The sequence below is a fragment of the Thalassobium sp. R2A62 genome, from assembly GCF_000161835.1.
Classification (GTDB): Bacteria; Pseudomonadota; Alphaproteobacteria; order Rhodobacterales; family Rhodobacteraceae; genus Thalassobium.
In genome coordinates this window covers 2,348,531-2,365,765 of sequence record NZ_GG697169.2, presented here as the reverse complement: position 1 = coordinate 2,365,765, position 17,235 = coordinate 2,348,531, and the positions used below count along the sequence as shown (strand labels likewise).

At 52.6% G+C, this 17,235-nt stretch carries 16 protein-coding genes and 2 pseudogenes; 12 read left to right on the top strand and 6 right to left on the bottom strand.

The annotated features are described in order from the left end of the window. Together TR2A62_RS11755 and TR2A62_RS11745 are read right to left on the bottom strand one after the other, a co-directional pair. Positions 1–1,349 (bottom strand): annotated as a pseudogene (locus tag TR2A62_RS11755) (IS3 family transposase). A gap of 160 nt (positions 1,350–1,509) precedes the next feature. Continuing rightward, positions 1,510–1,827, bottom strand: a complete 318-nt coding sequence (locus TR2A62_RS11745; RefSeq protein WP_040820682.1) for a hypothetical protein — start codon at positions 1,825–1,827, stop codon at positions 1,510–1,512. Between the two features lie 623 nt (positions 1,828–2,450). Between TR2A62_RS11745 and TR2A62_RS18190 the strand changes: the two genes are divergently transcribed. Together TR2A62_RS18190 and TR2A62_RS11735 are read left to right on the top strand one after the other, a co-directional pair. Beyond that, positions 2,451–2,831 carry a thermonuclease family protein gene (locus TR2A62_RS18190; protein ID WP_083791064.1) on the top strand — a complete coding sequence of 127 codons (381 nt, stop codon included), beginning with the start codon at positions 2,451–2,453 and terminating at the stop codon, positions 2,829–2,831. A gap of 567 nt (positions 2,832–3,398) precedes the next feature. Further along, a complete protein-coding gene (locus TR2A62_RS11735) occupies positions 3,399–3,785 on the top strand; it encodes a hypothetical protein (RefSeq protein ID WP_040820678.1) in 387 nt (128 codons plus the stop codon). A 411-nt stretch (positions 3,786–4,196) separates the two neighbouring features. On the opposite strand, the gene TR2A62_RS11730 is transcribed toward TR2A62_RS11735, so the two are convergent. After that, positions 4,197–5,084 (bottom strand): LysR family transcriptional regulator, encoded by an 888-nt coding sequence (locus TR2A62_RS11730; protein WP_009159897.1) that lies wholly within the window; start codon positions 5,082–5,084, stop codon positions 4,197–4,199. Positions 5,085–5,310: 226 nt separating this feature from the next. Between TR2A62_RS11730 and TR2A62_RS11725 the strand changes: the two genes are divergently transcribed. The 5 genes from TR2A62_RS11725 to TR2A62_RS11705 all read left to right on the top strand — a co-directional run bounded on the left by TR2A62_RS11725 (position 5,311) and on the right by TR2A62_RS11705 (position 9,945). Beyond that, positions 5,311–5,670 (top strand): DoxX family protein, encoded by a 360-nt coding sequence (locus TR2A62_RS11725; protein ID WP_009159232.1) that lies wholly within the window; start codon positions 5,311–5,313, stop codon positions 5,668–5,670. 67 nt (positions 5,671–5,737) lie between these two features. Then, on the top strand, positions 5,738–6,718 hold the full coding sequence (locus tag TR2A62_RS11720; protein ID WP_009160231.1) for a glutathione S-transferase family protein: 981 nt from the start codon (positions 5,738–5,740) through the stop codon (positions 6,716–6,718). A gap of 4 nt (positions 6,719–6,722) precedes the next feature. After that, positions 6,723–8,255, top strand: a complete 1,533-nt coding sequence (locus TR2A62_RS11715) for a glutamate synthase-related protein (RefSeq protein WP_009157582.1) — start codon at positions 6,723–6,725, stop codon at positions 8,253–8,255. Between the two features lie 75 nt (positions 8,256–8,330). Continuing rightward, complete coding sequence (locus TR2A62_RS11710; protein WP_009158611.1) at positions 8,331–8,897, top strand: hemerythrin domain-containing protein; 567 nt, start codon at positions 8,331–8,333, stop codon at positions 8,895–8,897. A 13-nt stretch (positions 8,898–8,910) separates the two neighbouring features. After that, positions 8,911–9,945, top strand: coding sequence for a glutathione S-transferase C-terminal domain-containing protein (locus TR2A62_RS11705; RefSeq protein ID WP_009159618.1), 1,035 nt, complete (start codon positions 8,911–8,913; stop codon positions 9,943–9,945). 291 nt (positions 9,946–10,236) lie between these two features. On the opposite strand, the gene TR2A62_RS11700 is transcribed toward TR2A62_RS11705, so the two are convergent. Both TR2A62_RS11700 and TR2A62_RS11695 read right to left on the bottom strand, forming a co-directional pair. Further along, positions 10,237–10,875 (bottom strand): glutathione S-transferase family protein, encoded by a 639-nt coding sequence (locus TR2A62_RS11700; protein ID WP_009160657.1) that lies wholly within the window; start codon positions 10,873–10,875, stop codon positions 10,237–10,239. A 53-nt stretch (positions 10,876–10,928) separates the two neighbouring features. Beyond that, a complete protein-coding gene (locus TR2A62_RS11695) occupies positions 10,929–11,576 on the bottom strand; it encodes a TetR/AcrR family transcriptional regulator (RefSeq protein ID WP_223296106.1) in 648 nt (215 codons plus the stop codon). A gap of 77 nt (positions 11,577–11,653) precedes the next feature. Between TR2A62_RS11695 and TR2A62_RS11690 the strand changes: the two genes are divergently transcribed. The 5 genes and pseudogenes from TR2A62_RS11690 to TR2A62_RS19155 form a co-directional block, all read left to right on the top strand. Then, positions 11,654–12,670, top strand: a complete 1,017-nt coding sequence (locus TR2A62_RS11690; protein ID WP_040820676.1) for an NAD-dependent epimerase/dehydratase family protein — start codon at positions 11,654–11,656, stop codon at positions 12,668–12,670. 328 nt (positions 12,671–12,998) lie between these two features. Beyond that, a complete protein-coding gene (locus TR2A62_RS19160) occupies positions 12,999–13,214 on the top strand; it encodes a hypothetical protein (protein WP_223296105.1) in 216 nt (71 codons plus the stop codon). Positions 13,215–13,386: 172 nt separating this feature from the next. After that, positions 13,387–13,920 carry a molybdopterin-dependent oxidoreductase gene (locus TR2A62_RS11685; RefSeq protein ID WP_009159052.1) on the top strand — a complete coding sequence of 178 codons (534 nt, stop codon included), beginning with the start codon at positions 13,387–13,389 and terminating at the stop codon, positions 13,918–13,920. Between the two features lies 1 nt (position 13,921). Continuing rightward, on the top strand, positions 13,922–16,255 hold the full coding sequence (locus TR2A62_RS11680; RefSeq protein ID WP_009158005.1) for a response regulator: 2,334 nt from the start codon (positions 13,922–13,924) through the stop codon (positions 16,253–16,255). A 41-nt stretch (positions 16,256–16,296) separates the two neighbouring features. Further along, a pseudogene (locus TR2A62_RS19155) lies at positions 16,297–16,485 on the top strand (IS6 family transposase); the annotation flags it as partial. 214 nt (positions 16,486–16,699) lie between these two features. Here the strand turns inward: TR2A62_RS19155 and TR2A62_RS11675 are convergent. Beyond that, entirely contained in the window at positions 16,700–17,116 is a 417-nt protein-coding gene (locus tag TR2A62_RS11675) for a hypothetical protein (protein WP_009157600.1), read from the bottom strand. Between the last annotated feature and the right edge of the window lie 119 nt (positions 17,117–17,235).

The following is a 17,235-nucleotide window of genomic DNA, read 5'->3' as shown; positions in this document are numbered from 1 at the left end:
TTAAGCAGCGGATTTAGCGTGCTGCAAGCGCCTTAGCTTCATGGTCCTCCTTTTTGTCTTCTCCCGTTCAAGCAGGATTGTGTGGCCTCTGCCTGTGTAAACATCGGCGGGTGTGACGTTGTTCAGGCTCTCGTGGCAACGCTGTTGGTTATAATGTCCGACGAAGGCCGCGATGTGCGCTTCGAGATCACCTGGCAAGAAGTAGTTTTCCAGCAGAATGCGGTTCTTCAATGTCTGGTGCCATCGCTCAATCTTGCCCTGCGTTTGCGGATGATAAGGCGCGCCGCGAGTGTGCGTCATATCTTTGTCTTCCCGATATTCAGCTAGATCACCCGAGATGTAACATGGTCCGTTGTCGGACAGCAGGCGGGGACGATGTACCACATTTGCCTGATCCAACCCTGTTGCTTCCAAAGCTTGGTTCAACGTGTCCTGAACGTCCGATACAGCCATGCCGGTACAAAGCTTCCACGTGATAATGTAACGACTGTAATCATCAAGGATCGTGCTGAGATAGAACCAACCCCAACCGATGACCTTGAGATAAGTGAAGTCTGTCTGCCAAAGCTGATTGGGTGCCGTGGTCTTGTCCCGGAACTCACTCGCCGCTTTCATGACAATGAAGGCTGGGCTGGTGATCAGATCGTGGGATCGCAAAAGCCTATAAACACTGGCTTCAGAGATGAAGTAGTTGCGCTCGTCGGTGAAGGTCACAGCCAGTTCTCATGGGCTTAGTTCTGGCCTTGCCAATGCCATATCCAACATTGCCTGGCGCACCTTGTCCGGAATGCTGTTCCAGACGTGACCGGGGTGAGATTTGAGATCCTCGAGACCGGCCTCTCCACGCTGCAAGTATCGATCATACCACCGATAGTAAGTTGGGCGCGATACGCCCAACTTGTCCAACGTGCGTTTGACAGGCAGATGTGATCCCTCGACCAGCCTGATGATCTCTAGCTTTTCTGATGCAGGATATCTCATTCTGGGTCGCCCCCATCCCAGAGCATGCTTTTTTTGAGAAGACGCAGTTCCAACGTTTGTTCGGCAACAACCTCTTTCAAATCGCGTGCCTCACGCTTCAAGCCCGTGACTTCGCTGGATGTTGCTTGGCGGGTTGTATCGCCAGCCAGACGCTTCTTTCCGGCCTCCATGAAGTCCTTTGACCAATTGTAATACAGGCTCTCGGCAATCCCTTCGCGACGACAAAGCTCAGAGATCGAAATCTCTCCTCGCAAGCCATCTAAAACGATCCGGATCTTCTCTTGCGCAGAGAATTGCCGACGCGTCTTGCGCTTGATCTCTTTAACGTGTTTGTCGGCCGATCCATTCAGCCCTGTCTTCGTTCTCATCTCGTATCATTTCAAGGATTACGATGAACCGAAAACTCTCGTTAAGCAAAACTGCCGCTCTGTCTCAAAGCCCGTGACGGGATACATGCTAGATATAGCAGATAGCTTTGTGTTCATGGGGTGCGCCTAAGACGTCAGAATCACGTAAGTCCTTCGCGCTTCAGCAATACACTTTCCGAGCTAGGTCTATGACATCTGCTGGTACTCTTGTTGTGTATCCCGCACCAATCCAAATCCAACTCGAATTTCTTGGTGTTGCGCAGTTCATATCTAGCAGCCCAGCAAATGCTCCCAGTTTACCGTCCCCAAATATATATAGAACTTTGTCGTAAGGGTAGAGGTCATTTTGTATGTACTTAATTGTCCAATCTTGATGATACATTTCTATGTCTTGTCGATACTCTAGTTGCATGGGCTGAGAGACTGCTTCTTTTGCAGACGCGATCATAATCGCAAACAGAGCCAATTTCCGCAGCATTTTAGTTCTCCTTATTGGGTTTTTGAGTATTTGCTTAGTCCACGGTATCGTAATGCTAGCTTTCTGTCTTCCACATAGGTTGTCAGCATGTGTCAACGGCTACGGGTTAGATGGCTCCCTGAGATTTTTTGCACCCACGTTTACCACCCACGCCAGTTGCAAAAACACCCTCCCATAATGGCATTGTAACCCCCCCTCATCGGATTCTCTCATGAGAACCGTCGGCGCAGATAGCTTTGTGTTCACGGGTTGCGCCTTAAGACGTCAGGTTAACGTACGCCTTAGCCAGTAGCGCCAATGGTATGACTGCGGGAAATATTTGGTTGGGACTGTTGTTCATTTCGCTATGGGCCAACAGCTATTAAAGCCAATCAAATGACTGCAATTCTCGTAGATTAAGCGGTCTTCGGCGCTAAAGCTCTTTTGTAGCATGTATTCATGCAACTTCTCTTGTCCTGTCCCGGGCTGTCACCAACGAGCCCTTGAAAACGTGCTTCAACCACTGGATGTATCTTGCGTGGTGTTCACAGCTGTGCTTTCAAATCGTGTACAGTTGTTCCGAGCTTATTTAAGAGGTGATTGTGTTCCGACTTATACTAGCTTTCTCCCTCTTGGTTTTGACCATGGATACGGCTCATGCCCGTGAGGTTTCGGGGACAGCAAGAGTTAGAGATGCAGACACAATCGTTGTCGCTGGTACTCCCGTTAGACTGAACGGAATTGATGCCCCTGAGAACTCCACGCGAGCAGGCAAAGACGCCACCAACTTCATGAAGAGGTTGCTTAGGGGCGAGACAGTCGCTTGCTCTCTGAATGGCGAGAGAACCTACGATAGGTGGGTCGGGGTTTGTTACATCGATGTTGATGGGCAGTGGAGTGATATTGGGGTAATCGTAGTTGCCAATGGTCATGCTTTGGATTGTCGCCGTTACTCTGGTGGCCGCTACCGCTCGTTTGAACCGTCAGGCGCAAGGCAAAGGTTGAGACAAGCTAGGTACTGCTAGGGCGTGTCCGTCATCATATAGTTTGAGACAGAAGGCGTTTTGACTTTGAGGGGTCATCGCTCATCTGTGTTTAGTTAAGCAGCGGATTGAGCGACCCGCGAAAGCGGCGGTTCAATACTCTTAGAGACCGACTATGCGTATTGCGAGACGCCCCTTCGGGGCTCAATACGCGCGGCTCTCCGAGGGCCCCTGACCCCGGGGAGGCGGTCCTGCGCGGACGGCGGCAGGGCTGTCGTTCGCCACTCCCCCTGCACCCGCTGGCGTCTCCTGACAGGCTGGGGAAGTCGTTCCGCACTCTCCCCCAAACCCCCGCTGCTCGCGCCCCGCGCAACGAGGAAAGGGTGAGCCCTCTCCTCGACCTCTCCCAATGAAAATCGGCGCAGAAAAAAAGCATGGGAGACAGACATACAGGCGCATGGCTTCCTCGTCAGTTTGGGCCCCTTTTGCGAGACCCAAAACCGACGAGGAAGCCAGACAGTGCCTAGGATCAGGGAGGGTTGCTTGACGACATCGATGATAATCGAACGCGCGGATTGCACGTCGTCCGTCCGCGCAATGGAGACCACCATGAACATTCAATATCTCAATAAAAAACCCTGTGAAGATATTCTTGGAGCTGCCGTCGACGACGCTCGCAAATTCTTTGAGCGTGAATGCCACACACTTTGGGATGTCTGCGACTGTTTGGACGATGCCTTAGCGCGGGACGCCGTCGAAGAGCTGGTTGGGCTGTTTGATCATTTAGATCCGGCGCCGGAGACGATCGTCGTCATGCTGAGCAGGATTGTCGGCTCCATGATATCGGTGCCGTTCGCAGTCGTCGACCTTCTCGATCGAGAAACACGGCTGAATATTGCCATGAGCAACGCCCTCAAACTCTACGGACCCCGGCTTACGGACATGAGTAACCGGATTATCCGCGCGTTGGATCAGGTCCATGCAACATCCGTCTAAACCGATCATGGCCACCACTGATTGCTCTGTGGGGCAGATTGTGGGGCAGATCCGAGTTTCTGACGTCTGAAAGCTCAGAAAATCAACGTACATTGAATTTTACGCTTGATTTTGGTGCCCGGGAGAGGACACCTAACACGTAGGATTATCAAGCAATCATAGTGGGTGAGAGAATTTCTCTTTATGGAAATTGGTCCTAAAAGTGGTCCCGTTTTTATTTATCAGATCAGAGTTGAGGTTTGTGACTTGATCCAAAATCGGACTTTCGTGGAGCCAGTGGCTGAGGTCTGCTCAGCGGACAAACCGGCCTTTAGGCTAAATGTGACCAATGGCTGCTTCCCAGAAAGAGACCGAACTGCAGCGATCTCGAGCTTACCAACAGTCTTAACTCTTGGACCAGAAAGTTCCCACTCAGCCAGCCAAGCATACCTTTGTCATCATCTGAGAAAATAGCCGCATGCGTCGATTAAGCAGACGCTTCTCGGAATGAACCAGAAATATGCCCCATTCCGGCATCACGAGATCGGGCAGGACCTCGACAAGATCGCCTTGTGGAACCGCCTCTGAAGCGATGAAATCTGGCAACCGGCTTATACCATGGCCGCCGATTGTTGCCTTCAGCAGGAACGTCCCACTGTTCGAATTCAAGAAGGGCTCAAACTCCAATTCCTGATGTTTGTCTTTTGCATCTCTGAAGTGCCAGACCGTGCGGCGCGCGCTCCCGAAATACAGCAGGTTGTGATCGCGCAGATCATCCAAGCATGTCGGCATAGCATGGGTTTTAAAATATTGTGAACCGGCAAACAGACGATGATTAACCGTGCCTATTCGGGTTGCACCAGCACTGTCGATTATATTGCCAGTGATTCGGATGGCAAAATCGTAATTTTCCCTGTCCAGATCGATTGAGCGGTCATCGAAATCGATCGTTAATTGAATTTCGGGAAACTTCGCTTTGAAAGCCAGAAGGGCATTGCTCAGGAAGTTGATCCCGAATTCTCGAGGCACAGAGACCGAAAGCGGGCCCGAGTGGTTCGCCGAGGTGTTTACAAAATCCGCCTCGATTCCATCCATCTCGCCGACCACTTGCAGTGCGCGCTGATAAAGCTCTTTTCCCGTCGCTGTCAGCTCCCAAACACCCGGAGTACGGTCGATCAGAATTGCGCCATATCTCTCTTCCAACAGGGATATGCGACGGCTCACAGCCGATTTCGCGATCCCCAGCCTTTTGGCTGCTTTCGAAATGCCACCGGTTTCGACGACAATCCCGAAGATGCGAAGGTCTTCTATCTGGCCCATAATCGTTCTCCATTTTAGAACCACATGTTCATATTTATGCACCTCGCTATAATCTTGTGAACCCCCTATTTCTTGGTTAGGCGCAACGCCAAAGGAGTGAAGAAGATGAAAACTCTATCCATCCCCGCGGCGTATAGCGATCTTCAGTAACACTATGCTGGCGAAGCCAACGCATGACCCTGGCTTCGCCGCGCTACCCCCCTCCCTTACAAATGGAATGAATACAATGTCCCCAAACGTTCAGAAATTCGGTTTACTTGGCGTCAAGGTGTTGCTCACCCTCGCCTTCGTCGCAGCAGGCTTGGCGAAACTCTTTGGCGCCGAGATGATGGTCCAAACCTTTGATGCCGTGGGCCTCGGCCAATGGTTTCGATATGTCACAGGGCTGATTGAAATCGGCGGCGCGGCACTGCTTTGGCTCCGTGGCCGTCAGGTGTTTGGCGCTGGCCTTCTTCTTTGCACTATGATCGGTGCTGTTTTGGCTCACCTGTTCATCATTGGTCCATCGGCGATTCCGGCATTGGTGCTTGGGGTGCTCGCAGGCATCGTCGTTTTCGCGCACCGCGACCAACTCACCAACCGATAACGGACTCAAAACATTAAAGGGGGACCTGCATATCGTGCGACCCTCCCGACTTTGAAAGGAAATATCCATGGGAATGCTTAAGGAAGGCCGTTGGGTCGACCAATGGTACAACACCAAAGAAACGGACGGCCGGTTCGTGCGCAGGGCACCGCAGTTCCGCAATTGGATCACTGCTGATGGTGCCCCTGGCCCAAGTGGCGATGGCGGGTTCAAGGCCGAAGCCGGACGCTATCATCTCTATGTCTCGCTGGCTTGTCCTTGGGCGCACAGGGCGCTGATTTTCCGCTCCCTTAAGGGGCTGAAAAGCATGATTTCCATCTCAGTCGTACATTGGTTAATGGCTGACAATGGCTGGACTTTTCAGCCTGGCGATGGTGCGGTGCCTGATACGGTGAACGGTGCCGACTACCTTCATCAAGTCTACACAGCCGCCAAATCTGACTATTCTGGGCGGGTCACGGTGCCGGTACTTTGGGACAAGAAGACCAAAACCATCGTCTCGAATGAATCTCCCGAGATCATCCGGATGTTCAACTCGGCTTTCGATGGGATCGGGGCAACGCCCGGGGATTACTATCCAGAGCAATCGCGCACAGAGATCGATACGCTGAACCACCGGATCTACGACGCAGTCAATAACGGCGTCTACAAGGCCGGTTTCGCTACCACTCAGGATGCCTATGAAGAAGCGATCGTTCCGCTCTTTGAAACGCTTGACTGGCTCGAAGACCGTCTTTCCAAACAACGCTATCTGACCGGCAGCCAGATCACTGAGGCTGACTGGAGGTTATTTACGACGCTCGTCCGGTTTGACTCGGTCTATGTCGGTCATTTCAAGTGCAACATCCGCCGGATCGCCGATTACCCGAACCTCTCGGGCTATGTGAGTGACCTTTATCAGCAGCCCGGCGTGGCGGAGACGGTGAACATGGAGCATATCAAAAACCACTATTACGGTAGCCATGAAACCGTGAACCCGTCTCGTGTGGTCCCGATGGGGCCAGTGGTCGCTTATACCGTCTTACACGACCGAGCGAAGTTAGGTTAAACGCATGACAAAATCTGTCCCCATTATTGCAGCAATTGCCTCAGCCAAAGTCGACTTGGAAGCAGGCAAAGACTATTTCTGGTGCCAATGCGGTAAATCCAAAGGCCAGCCATTTTGTGATGGCTCCCACGCAGGGAGCGGCATCACGCCCCTGAAGTTTATGGCGGAAAAATCAGGGACAGCCGCATTGTGCCAATGCAAGGCCAGCGCCAATGCGCCGTTTCGCGATGGGACACATGCGTCCTTGGGTGACCTCAAACCGGGAGATGATGCCCCTGAACCCAAGTATGACGTTCCGACGGTATCGCCAACGCCAGAAGAACCAACAGTCGCCCGCATCCATGCACTGGCCAAAGATGGGCTGTCAAATCTTGGTCATCACGGTGAGATGGGCGCGATGGGTGTTCCGCGTAAGGACTTGCCGCATTGGGATGATATCCAAATCTTGCCCGCGCAGATGGCCCGCAAACCTTTGCTGGACGATCAGCGTGTTACCACATCGGTGACGATTGGACCCCGCGCCGCGAAACCTTTGCATTTGGACATTCCACTGTTCGTCTCAGACATGAGTTTTGGGGCATTGTCCGAAGAAGCCAAAGTTGCGCTGGCGCGTGGGGCCGAGATGGCAGGAACCGGAATTTGTTCGGGCGAAGGCGGCATGCTGGCTGAAGAGCAGGCTGAGAACACGCGATATTTCTATGAGCTTGCCTCTGCCCGCTTTGGATGGAGGCCAGAGCTGGTCGATAAAGTTCAGGCATTCCATTTCAAAGGCGGGCAGGGGGCCAAGACTGGCACCGGAGGCCATCTGCCCGGCGGCAAGGTACAGGGCAAAATCGCAGAAGTGCGCGGGTTAGAGCCTGGTCAAAGCGCGATCTCACCTGCAACATTCCCTGACTTGCACACGCCCGCTGATTTCCAAAAAATTGCTGATGAAGTGCGTGAACGCTCGGATGGTATTCCCATCGGATTCAAACTGTCGGCCAACCATATTGAAGATGACATCGACTTCGCACTAGAGGCCAGCGCAGACTATACCATCTTTGATGGTCGAGGCGGCGGAACCGGTGCCGCGCCACTCATCTTCCGTGATCATATCTCAGTTCCAAAAATCCCTGCTTTGGCCCGTGCTCGTGCGCATCTAGACGCCAAGACAGGCCTTGAAGTGACTTTGGTCATCACAGGCGGCCTGCGTGTGGCAGAAGATTTCGCCAAGGCGATGGCCTTGGGTGCGGACGCTGTTGCGGTGTCGAATGCGGCCATGCAGGCGGTTGGTTGTATCGCTGCGCGGATGTGCAATTCAAACAACTGCCCTGTTGGCATTGCGACCCAAAAACCAGAACTGCGCGCGCGACTGGATGTGCAGGTCAGCGCGCAGAAACTTGCTCGTTATTTTGGTGCGTCGGTGGAACTGATGCAGGTTTTGGCAAGGGCATGTGGGCATAACAGCCTGTCCGACTTCGCCCACCGCGACATCACCACGTGGAAGAAACAGATGGCAGACCTCAGCGGTGTGCGGTTTGCCGGGGTTAATCGATAAACGCACGTTTGGTGTGCAATGTTGACAGGTTTAAGCCATCCGGCCCTCTCCATCTAGGCAGGGAAAAGAAACGATATGTTGAACCAATTTGATATCCGCACGGATGATATGCCGACCGAGATGCAAAGCCTGTTGCGTGCCTACCCGCGCGATACATGGGACGCACATCCCGGTTTCCACGAAAAAACCAAGCATTGGCTTGGCGCGCACCGGATGTTTCGCCAACTGAGTGCCTCGGTGCGCAAAGATACTGAAAACTATTTGAACGGTGACACGGACGCTCAAGACTATGCTGGGCGTCTGTCTTATCGTGGCAATGCGCTGGTCGGAAATTTGCATGGGCACCACGGATGGGAGGATCATTCCTACTTTCCGGAGTTATCCGCCGCTGATCCCCGTTTCGATGCTGGTCTGGAAATTCTGGAAAAGGACCATGCGGAATTGGACATCGTCTTGGACAGCTTTACCCGCACGGCCAACAGGACCATTCAGTTGGTGCAGCTTGATGAAGTCGCTGCACGGGAAGAGGCTGGTAAATTGTACGGCGTTGCCCAAACCATTGAGGCGTTCCTAGAGCGTCATTTGAGCGATGAAGAAGAGCTGGCGGTGCCGATTATTCTGCACCATCGTTTGCGCGGCTAAGCAGGAGACTGAAGTGACCAAAATATCCATTGAAGAGGCCCAAACAAACGCCGCTGCACGACGCGCCAGGGGCGAATTTGTGCGCGGCGTCAGCGGGTTTCGATCTGTGTTGGGTGAGCATCCGGATTTTCCGGCCGAGCCCAATCGCTACCACCTGTTCGTTGCGCTGAATTGCCCTTGGTGCCATCGGGTAACTTTGGCGCGCAACGTGCTGGGCTTGCAGGATAGTATCACGATGGATGTCGCTTTCCCCGGTCGCACAGGGCAGGACGACCCGATTGAACCAAACCGCTGGGAGTTCAATCCTGCCCGCATCGCATCCCTGACCGATACGACATTGCCTGAATGCACAGGCGAGACGGCAACGGGTCAGAGCTTTCGCCTCGCGCGGCAAATTTACAAAGCTGAGGGGTCTGACGAAGCCTCCGTCCCAATTCTTTATGATAAGAAAACCAAACGGATCGTAACCAACGAAAGCGCTGATATCATTCGGATGCTGAACGCACAGGCCAATGCGCTTGGCAGTTCGATCCCAAACGAAAACAGGCCCGATTTGTACCCTTTGGACGATGAGTATGCCCAGATGCGTCAAGAGATCGATACGTTGAACGAGCAGATTTATGTCGGCATCAACAATGGCGCATACAAAGCTGGGTTTTCCTCTGATCAAACGATCTACGCCGCTGCTTTTACAACTTACTTCGACACACTCGAAAAGCTGGAAACGCTGCTTGCTGCAGATGATCGGCCATTCCTGGCGGGCGATGCATTCACCGAGGCCGACCTCCGCCTCTTCCCGACGCTTTACCGGCATGATCCGGTTTACTATGTGCGGATGAAACTGAACGGTGCCAAAATTCTGGACTATCCCCACCTTTGGCGTTGGCTTTGTCGCGTGTATGCGTTGCCTGGTGTGGCTGAAAGTAATTCATTGGTTCACTGTCGACAGGGTTACTTTGGCAGGTCTTGGAACAATGTTGTGCCCTTGGGACCGCTCCGCCCATTGCCCTATCCAGAAGCATATTTGCACCCCGAATTCGCATCGTAGGGTAGTCAGATTGCCGTAAAGCGGCCGTTGGCTGCAGTGCCGAAAATTGGAGAGTCTGGGCTCTCTTTGCCAAATGCAGCGTATTGCGCGAACGTCTGCTTTGCAAATGGTCAGCGATTTTCATTAAGTACGGCAAAGCTCTGGTGGAGCCCAATATGACCGATGCTGTGAGAAGCATGAATGGCTGCTTTGGTGAATACGAGCCGACCCCCGAACGGCTAAGTCATGCACTCCTTTGCCGATCCAACTTCTTTAACGGATCATTTCTTCATTTTGATCTACCTTTGGCTTCTAGTACTCTGGGTTCTTTATCCACGGTTGATAGACCCGCTGTACACTTGGCCTTTGCAGAACTTTATCCGCAATGCGTTTAGCACTCGGAAATTCGGCCATTGCGGGATGCCTCTTTGCTGCACGCAGCCAGGTGGTCAGCATGAAGAGGTAAATATCAGCTGCACTGAACTGATCGCCAAGAATCCATTCCTTATTGCCAATTTGTGTGTCGATGACCGCCCAAGTCTCCCTTAGTCTCCGGTTTCCGCGCTGCTGCGCACTCGGCTCATCCCTGGGACCATCAACAAATCGGTCAGGGTAATAGGTAAGCTGAAAGGCGTTTTGCACCGAGTTGGAAAAGTAGACCAACGTTTGAAGAAATACTGCGCGCGATGGATCGTCGATGGTGGGTGCCAACTGTGCCTTTGGGTGACGATCCCCCAGAAATATCGTTATCGCCGCGGCTTCGTACATCGCTCCATTTTCCCAGATCAGAACTGGAACCCAGCCATTGGGATTCACTGCAATCTGCTCCGGCGGGCGCGGCGTATCCTTTTCTACTGATGTTTGAATGAGCTCGTAGGGCGCACCAATTTCTTCCAACAGAACGCGGATGCCCATAGAGGCGCTTTTTAGGGAGTAGAATAGTTTATACATGCCAATGGCTCCTTAAGCGCCCTAACTTGGTCGCCATCGTGCTGCTCGCTGGCTCAGCCAAAGCACTTCAAGCCACTGAACGCGATCTGAAGAAATTCTGAGATTTCAGATTTTTCAACGCTTTCGGCTTGCATCGTTATTGCGCTTGCAATCTGGGCATCAACATAAAGAGCGGCAGTGGCGGTCGATATCTGCAGATCCAATTGGCCGTTGCGTTTGGCGCGGTTGATCCAGTCTTGCATCCGATCCTGTGCGGTGTCCCGCGTCATATCAATCGCACTATTGGTTTTGGGGCCAAGTTCGCTGCGGCACGCGCGCATTTTCCCAAACAGGCAGCCCGTAGGAAGGCCTGTTTCTACACGATCCTGAAGGACCAGACCCGTCAGCGCCGCTAAGGCGTCCTCAAACGGCTGATCCGCTTCGAAAATTTCGAAAAGTTGCGAAAGGACCAAGTCGCGGTAGCTCTCAAGTGCTGCGGTTTTCAGGCCGTCTTCATTTCCAAATTCCCGATAAAGGCCGGGTTTGGACACCCCCGCTCGGCGACAAACTTCATTGATAGAAACGGCCATTGGTCCGTCGCCCCAATAGCTTGTCATCGCGACCTGCAGAACGTGATCACGATTGAGCGTCTTTGGCCGGCCGCGGGTCGTTTGAGGTTGAGTGTTGTTCATATCGGACCAGTCGGTATTTTTATATTGCACCTAGACATAAAATACCGCTAAGTATCAAAAAATCTAGCCCGAATCCGTCGGGCCATCGAACACAAGGAACAAACACCATGAAGACCACGCTTCTGACCGGTATCTCCGGCTATATCGGGTTACACTGCGCGAAGGAATTGCTTGACTCAGGGTATGCCGTGCGCGGAACGGTTCGCAGTCAGGCGAAGGGACAAGAGGTGCGCGAAACCCTTGCCGCCGCTTCTGTGGACACCACGAACTTGTCGATTGTTGAGCTTGACCTGGCCTCTGACCGCGGTTGGAACGATGCGGCGGCAGGTTGTGATTTTGTCATGCACGTGGCTTCGCCATTTGTGATCGCGAACCCCAAAAACCCACAGGACATGATTTCACCGGCTGTGGACGGCACATTGCGCGCTCTGCGTGCCGCGAAAAAGGTGGGCGTTACGCGCGTCGTTCTAACCAGTTCGGTTCTGTCGATGATGGGCAGTATGAAGACTGGAACATTTGGCCCAAGCCACTGGACAGATGTCGCGGCACCCGATGTCAGCACTTATACCAAAAGCAAAACACTTGCCGAAAAGGCGGCATGGGATTTTATCAGTGAACAAGACGGCGATACCCCAATGGAACTGACCGTCATCGCCCCCGGTGGCGTGTTTGGCCCGCCATTGGGGCGCAATATCTCGGGTCAGTCCATGTCGATGCTGGATCAAATGCTAAGGGGCAAAGTGCCTATGGTGCCAAAAACAGCCTTTCCGATGGTGGATGTGCGGGACGTTGCTAAATTGCATGTTCAGGCGCTGACACTGCCCGAGGCGACAGGCAAACGGATCATTGCGGCCAGCGCCCAACCTAACGGGTTCCAAAGTGCCGCCCAGCTCCTAAAGGACGAGGGCTACAAAGGTCCAAGTACACGCATCGCCCCGAATTTCTTGCTGCGTTTAATGGCGAAGTTCGACCGCGAAGCCAAAGGCATGATCGGCCTTTTAGGAATGCACCTGAGCGCGGACAATTCTGAAACACGTAATCTGTTTAACTGGACGCCGATCCTCTTTAAGCAATCAGTGCTCGAAACGGCTGCTGCCTTGCAGGAAATTCAGGGCAAGGCGTAACGTCGGAACTCAACAAACAGCCGTTGGCCTTTAGCTGGCCAATGGCAACAAAGTCCGCTTAGCAGTGCTCGCAGCAAATGGCTGCTTTGGGGGTTTTACTGACCATTTTCTCGCTAGTTTTGTCGTCTGACCTCCACTCTCTCAAACCACAAAGCAAAAATAACCTTGCCTGATACTCCCGCCCAACTTCCCGCGATGGGAAGCCGGATGGGGTGTTTTGTCGGCCGATCTATTCGGCCCTGTCTTCGTTCTCATCTCGTATCCTTTCAAGGATTACGATGAACCGAAAACTCTCGTTAAGCAAAACTGCCGCTCTGTCTCAAAGCCCGTGACGGGATACACCCGATCTCTTGCGATCCTAAGTTGGGAATCTGAGGGCACCCTATCGGGCCACGATCACAACCCCAGCTCTGCTTTGACGCGGTGGACACTTTCCCCAGAGATGCTCAGAGACTTGGCTATCGATGTAAGAGATGATCCAACCTTGATCATGTTCCTGATGAGAGAACGGTTATTCGTCGCGGTACTGACCAACGGCTACTAGAACCTAGCAGATGACCTAAGCGACACTCTTAGCTTGCGCGATCCTCAGGCCCACAGGCTGACAAATTACGGGTTCAAAATCTATCCAAAAGTATATAAAAATATACTAACGGTTATAATTGATCTCAGGTAGATAGTATTCAGCAGTATTCAGATTTCTGGAGGCTTATTCTATGAATAAAAATATGCTTGGTGCGGGGTGGATTGCTCTTTGTCTTAGTGTAATTGCTTCATTCTTTGCATCGGGGGTAATCGCGCAGGAAAGTTCACTATCTCCGCCTGAGAGCCCAATCGTGCTTCATGTGTCTGAGCGCCTAATGGCAAGTGCGCCCGAGCGCTCTTTTGCTTTTGATATAGCGGGATTGGAGAGACTGGGGACAATAGACCTTCGCACCGAGACGCCATGGAGCGAAGGCGCGGTAACCTTCACCGGAGTGCGGCTTCGTGACATCCTGAATGCTGTCCGTGCGCGGGGCAGTGCCGTCGTGGCCACCGCGCTGAATGACTATTCCGTAACGATTCCCGTAGAGGACGCCGATACTTATGATGTAATCGTCGCGATGAGGAAAGATGGCCGCCTGATGAGTGTGCGCGACAGAGGCCCGCTTTGGCTGATATACCCATGGTCCGACCGCCCTGAACTGCGTAACGAAGTGTACTATTCTAGGTCAATCTGGCAGCTCAAGTCGTTAGAGCTTCTGGAATAACATGAGCGGAAAATTTACTAAGAAGAACAAGATTTTGCTTGGTTTCCAGCTGCTGCTGGCGGTCGCGATTGTTACGGCTTCATTGACGATTCTGGCGTCGGGGACAGGAGAAGTCCGCGTCAACAGGGCGCAATTCCGAAATAACCTTACATACTATGCCGCGCAATTCGATTACGAGTTGCTGCAGGTCGTCGATCACATAAACCGGTACGTTCAAGACGACCCGATCGTTACGTCGGATTCGCTGATCATCCGGCTTGACATAGCCTGGAGCCGACTATCGCATCAAACACCAAACTTGCGCACCGATGTTTACCTCGCACTTCCTGGCGCACCTGAATTTGCCGAAGAAGCCCTCGAGGTGTTCAGCGCTATTGAGCCTGAACTCGTCACCCTTAATAGAGGCGACGAAGCGCGTGCCAACGCGATCACATCCGAACTCAGGCGGCTCGTTACCCTGAGCCATGCGGTCGCCATGCAAGCCATTGCTTATGACGCCGAGAATGATGCCATTCACTTAGATCTGATTTCGGTCCGAAACAGGTCTGTCATGTACCTGATCCTTGCATTCCTTAGTCTTGCTACATTTTCATTGTTTAAGTCTTGGCGTGAAGTCGGTAGTTCTTTTAGACTGTCGGCTCATTTAGAACGACGTGTCGAGCAGCGGACTTTGGAGCTTAAGGCAACCAATCGTATGCTGAGAGTTGAGATGGACGAGAGAGGGCGCGCGCAAGAACGGTATCGCTCGCTGGTGGATCACGCAACCGAAGCGATTCTGATCCTGGACGGCGAAAAAGGCACATTCGTGGAGGCAAATCCTAGTGCGGAGAAGCTTTATGGCCTATCCAGAATAGCACTTGTTGCCGGATACGGTATTGTAGATTTGAGCCCAGAGTTCCAGCCGGATGGACAGCGGTCGGACGTAGCGGCAATGTCCTATGTCAAAAAGGCTCTCGAAGGTGAAATGCTGATATTTGAATGGACGCATCGGACAAACGAAGGCGTCGAAGTGCCTTGCCTGGTTACACTGAATCTGTTTCCTGACCACACGCGTGATCTTGTCCGCGCGAGCATCATAGATCTGACCGAAAAGAAGAGCGCTGAGGCGTCGAGTGCCAAGTTGGAGCGGCAGCTTGTGCAAGCCCAAAAACTGGAGGCCGTGGGCCAGATGACAGGGGGCGTCGCGCATGACTTCAACAACCTGCTGAGTGTGATCCTGGGGAACATGGAGTTGTTAGAGGATCTAACCGAAGGCAGTGAGAAGCTGGAACTGATCGAAGAGGCAAAGCAAGCCTCGTTCCGCGGGGCGGCTCTCACCCGGTCAATGCTTAACTTCGCGCGGCGTGCAGACCTCAACCCGCAGGAGATTTCGCTCGGCGAATTTGTCGGACGTATGGAAACTTGGATGTCCAGGACTATTCCCGTGACAATCAAGGTTGAGACTTCCTTCTCACCTGATGTTTGGTCTATCACGGCTGATGTATCTGGCGTGGAAAGTGCACTTCTGAATCTTGTGATCAACGCGCGGGATGCCATGCCGGATGGCGGATGCCTGAGGATTGAGACAGAAAACGTGGTGATCGAAAAGAGGTCCGACGATTTCGCGAAAACTGGTCTCGAACCTGGCTGCTATGTCATGTTGGCAGTGCGTGATACGGGCGAGGGTATTCCCGCGGATTTGATGCCTAAGATATTTGAGCCGTTCTTCTCCACAAAGGGTCTCACCACCAATAGCGGTTTGGGCCTATCGATGGTGCACGGATTTATGACCCAATCTTGCGGTGACGTCCTTATCGATTCGGAATTTGGGATTGGCACGACCGTTAAGCTGTTCTTTCCTGCACAAGTCAAAGGGCAAGGAAGAACTATGATTGAACAGGAAGCGCAGTCCACCACACATGCCTCAAAAGCGCGCATACTTGTCGCCGAAGACCAGGAGGACGTCCTGAACATCATTGTGCGGACCCTTGAAGCGGAGGGGCATGACGTCACTAAGGCTACCAGCGGCGATGACGCTGCAAGGCGATTTTTTGAGCTCAAGCCGATCGACCTTCTGATCACGGATATTGTAATGCCTGGGGATCTTCAGGGGCCTTCTCTAGCGCGGCATTTGCGCAGTTTCGATATGGATTTGCCCGTCATCTTCCTGTCGGGGTATACTAACGATGCCGTATTGAAAGGAAACGGCCTCAAAGAAGAGGACGTTCATTTGATGAAGCCGGTGGCACGCGAACAACTCCTTAAAGCGGTCAACGGCGCTCTAGGCACCAAACGGGAGCTGTCAGAAGAAAACCGGTTGAGACGGGCAGGGCGGGCGACTAGCGTCACCGTATGACAAAACACGACCCTTTCAAGTAATTCAAGACGTCTCGCGGAATCATCCGCTTGGCGGTCATGATGTATTTGCATTATCCACTTTCACTTCGAAATGTGTAAGACCTGTTGCACGAGCGCGGCATCGACATCAGCCACGAAACTGTCCGTTTCTGCTGGAGCCGGTTTGACCCGTTGTTTGTCGTGTAGATTCGAAGAAAACGGGTTCAGCACCTTCGTACTTATTTGATTTAGCAATGGCACCTTGACGGGTCTTTATGATCTCACAGCAGATGACTTCATCTTGTGAGTGTGACCTGAGTGTCTGCAGGCGCGTCTTGGGCTGATGGGATAGGCTGAAGGGTTTTTTTCTCTTGGATTCCGAGGGGGAAACCCGATCATGCCAAAATCTACGCTGAGATTCTGGGGGGACCCTATCGCCTACCAACAGACCTTAAGCCATTGATTACATATCCTTCTTTCTTAGGGCCTCCAGACACTTGTAAGTAGGGATTATAATCTTGCGAATATCAGCTAGTCGTTCTTTGCCGATCCCTTCTGCCCTAGTCAGTCTTGTTTGCTGGGTTTGAACAGGCTTACCCGCCCCGATGGCTGAGTTGATAACAGCCTTGATCTCACCCCTGTCGATGCCATCCAGACTTGGTATTTGATACGGATCAGTAAACTCAACTTGGAAGGGTGCTTTGCCTGAGATGGACATAAGAAGTGTTGGGTGACTAGCTGTTATATCCACCTCAGCAACTTGCCTGTCATCGATGGTGCATTGAAGGCGCTGGGCCTTTGGCATGGTTGTCCATGGGCCATAAAACCAACCACCCTTCTTGAGGGCTTTATCACCAAAGGTTCGCGTCGCGACTGACATCTTTTGGTCGCCATAAGTCAGTGGTGATCTACCCCAGATGTCCCACAACGCCTCTGTTCTCTTGTCGATGGCCTTGTCGACCTTAGTGTTTACGGCCTTTCCCTTGCAGGGCTTGCCAA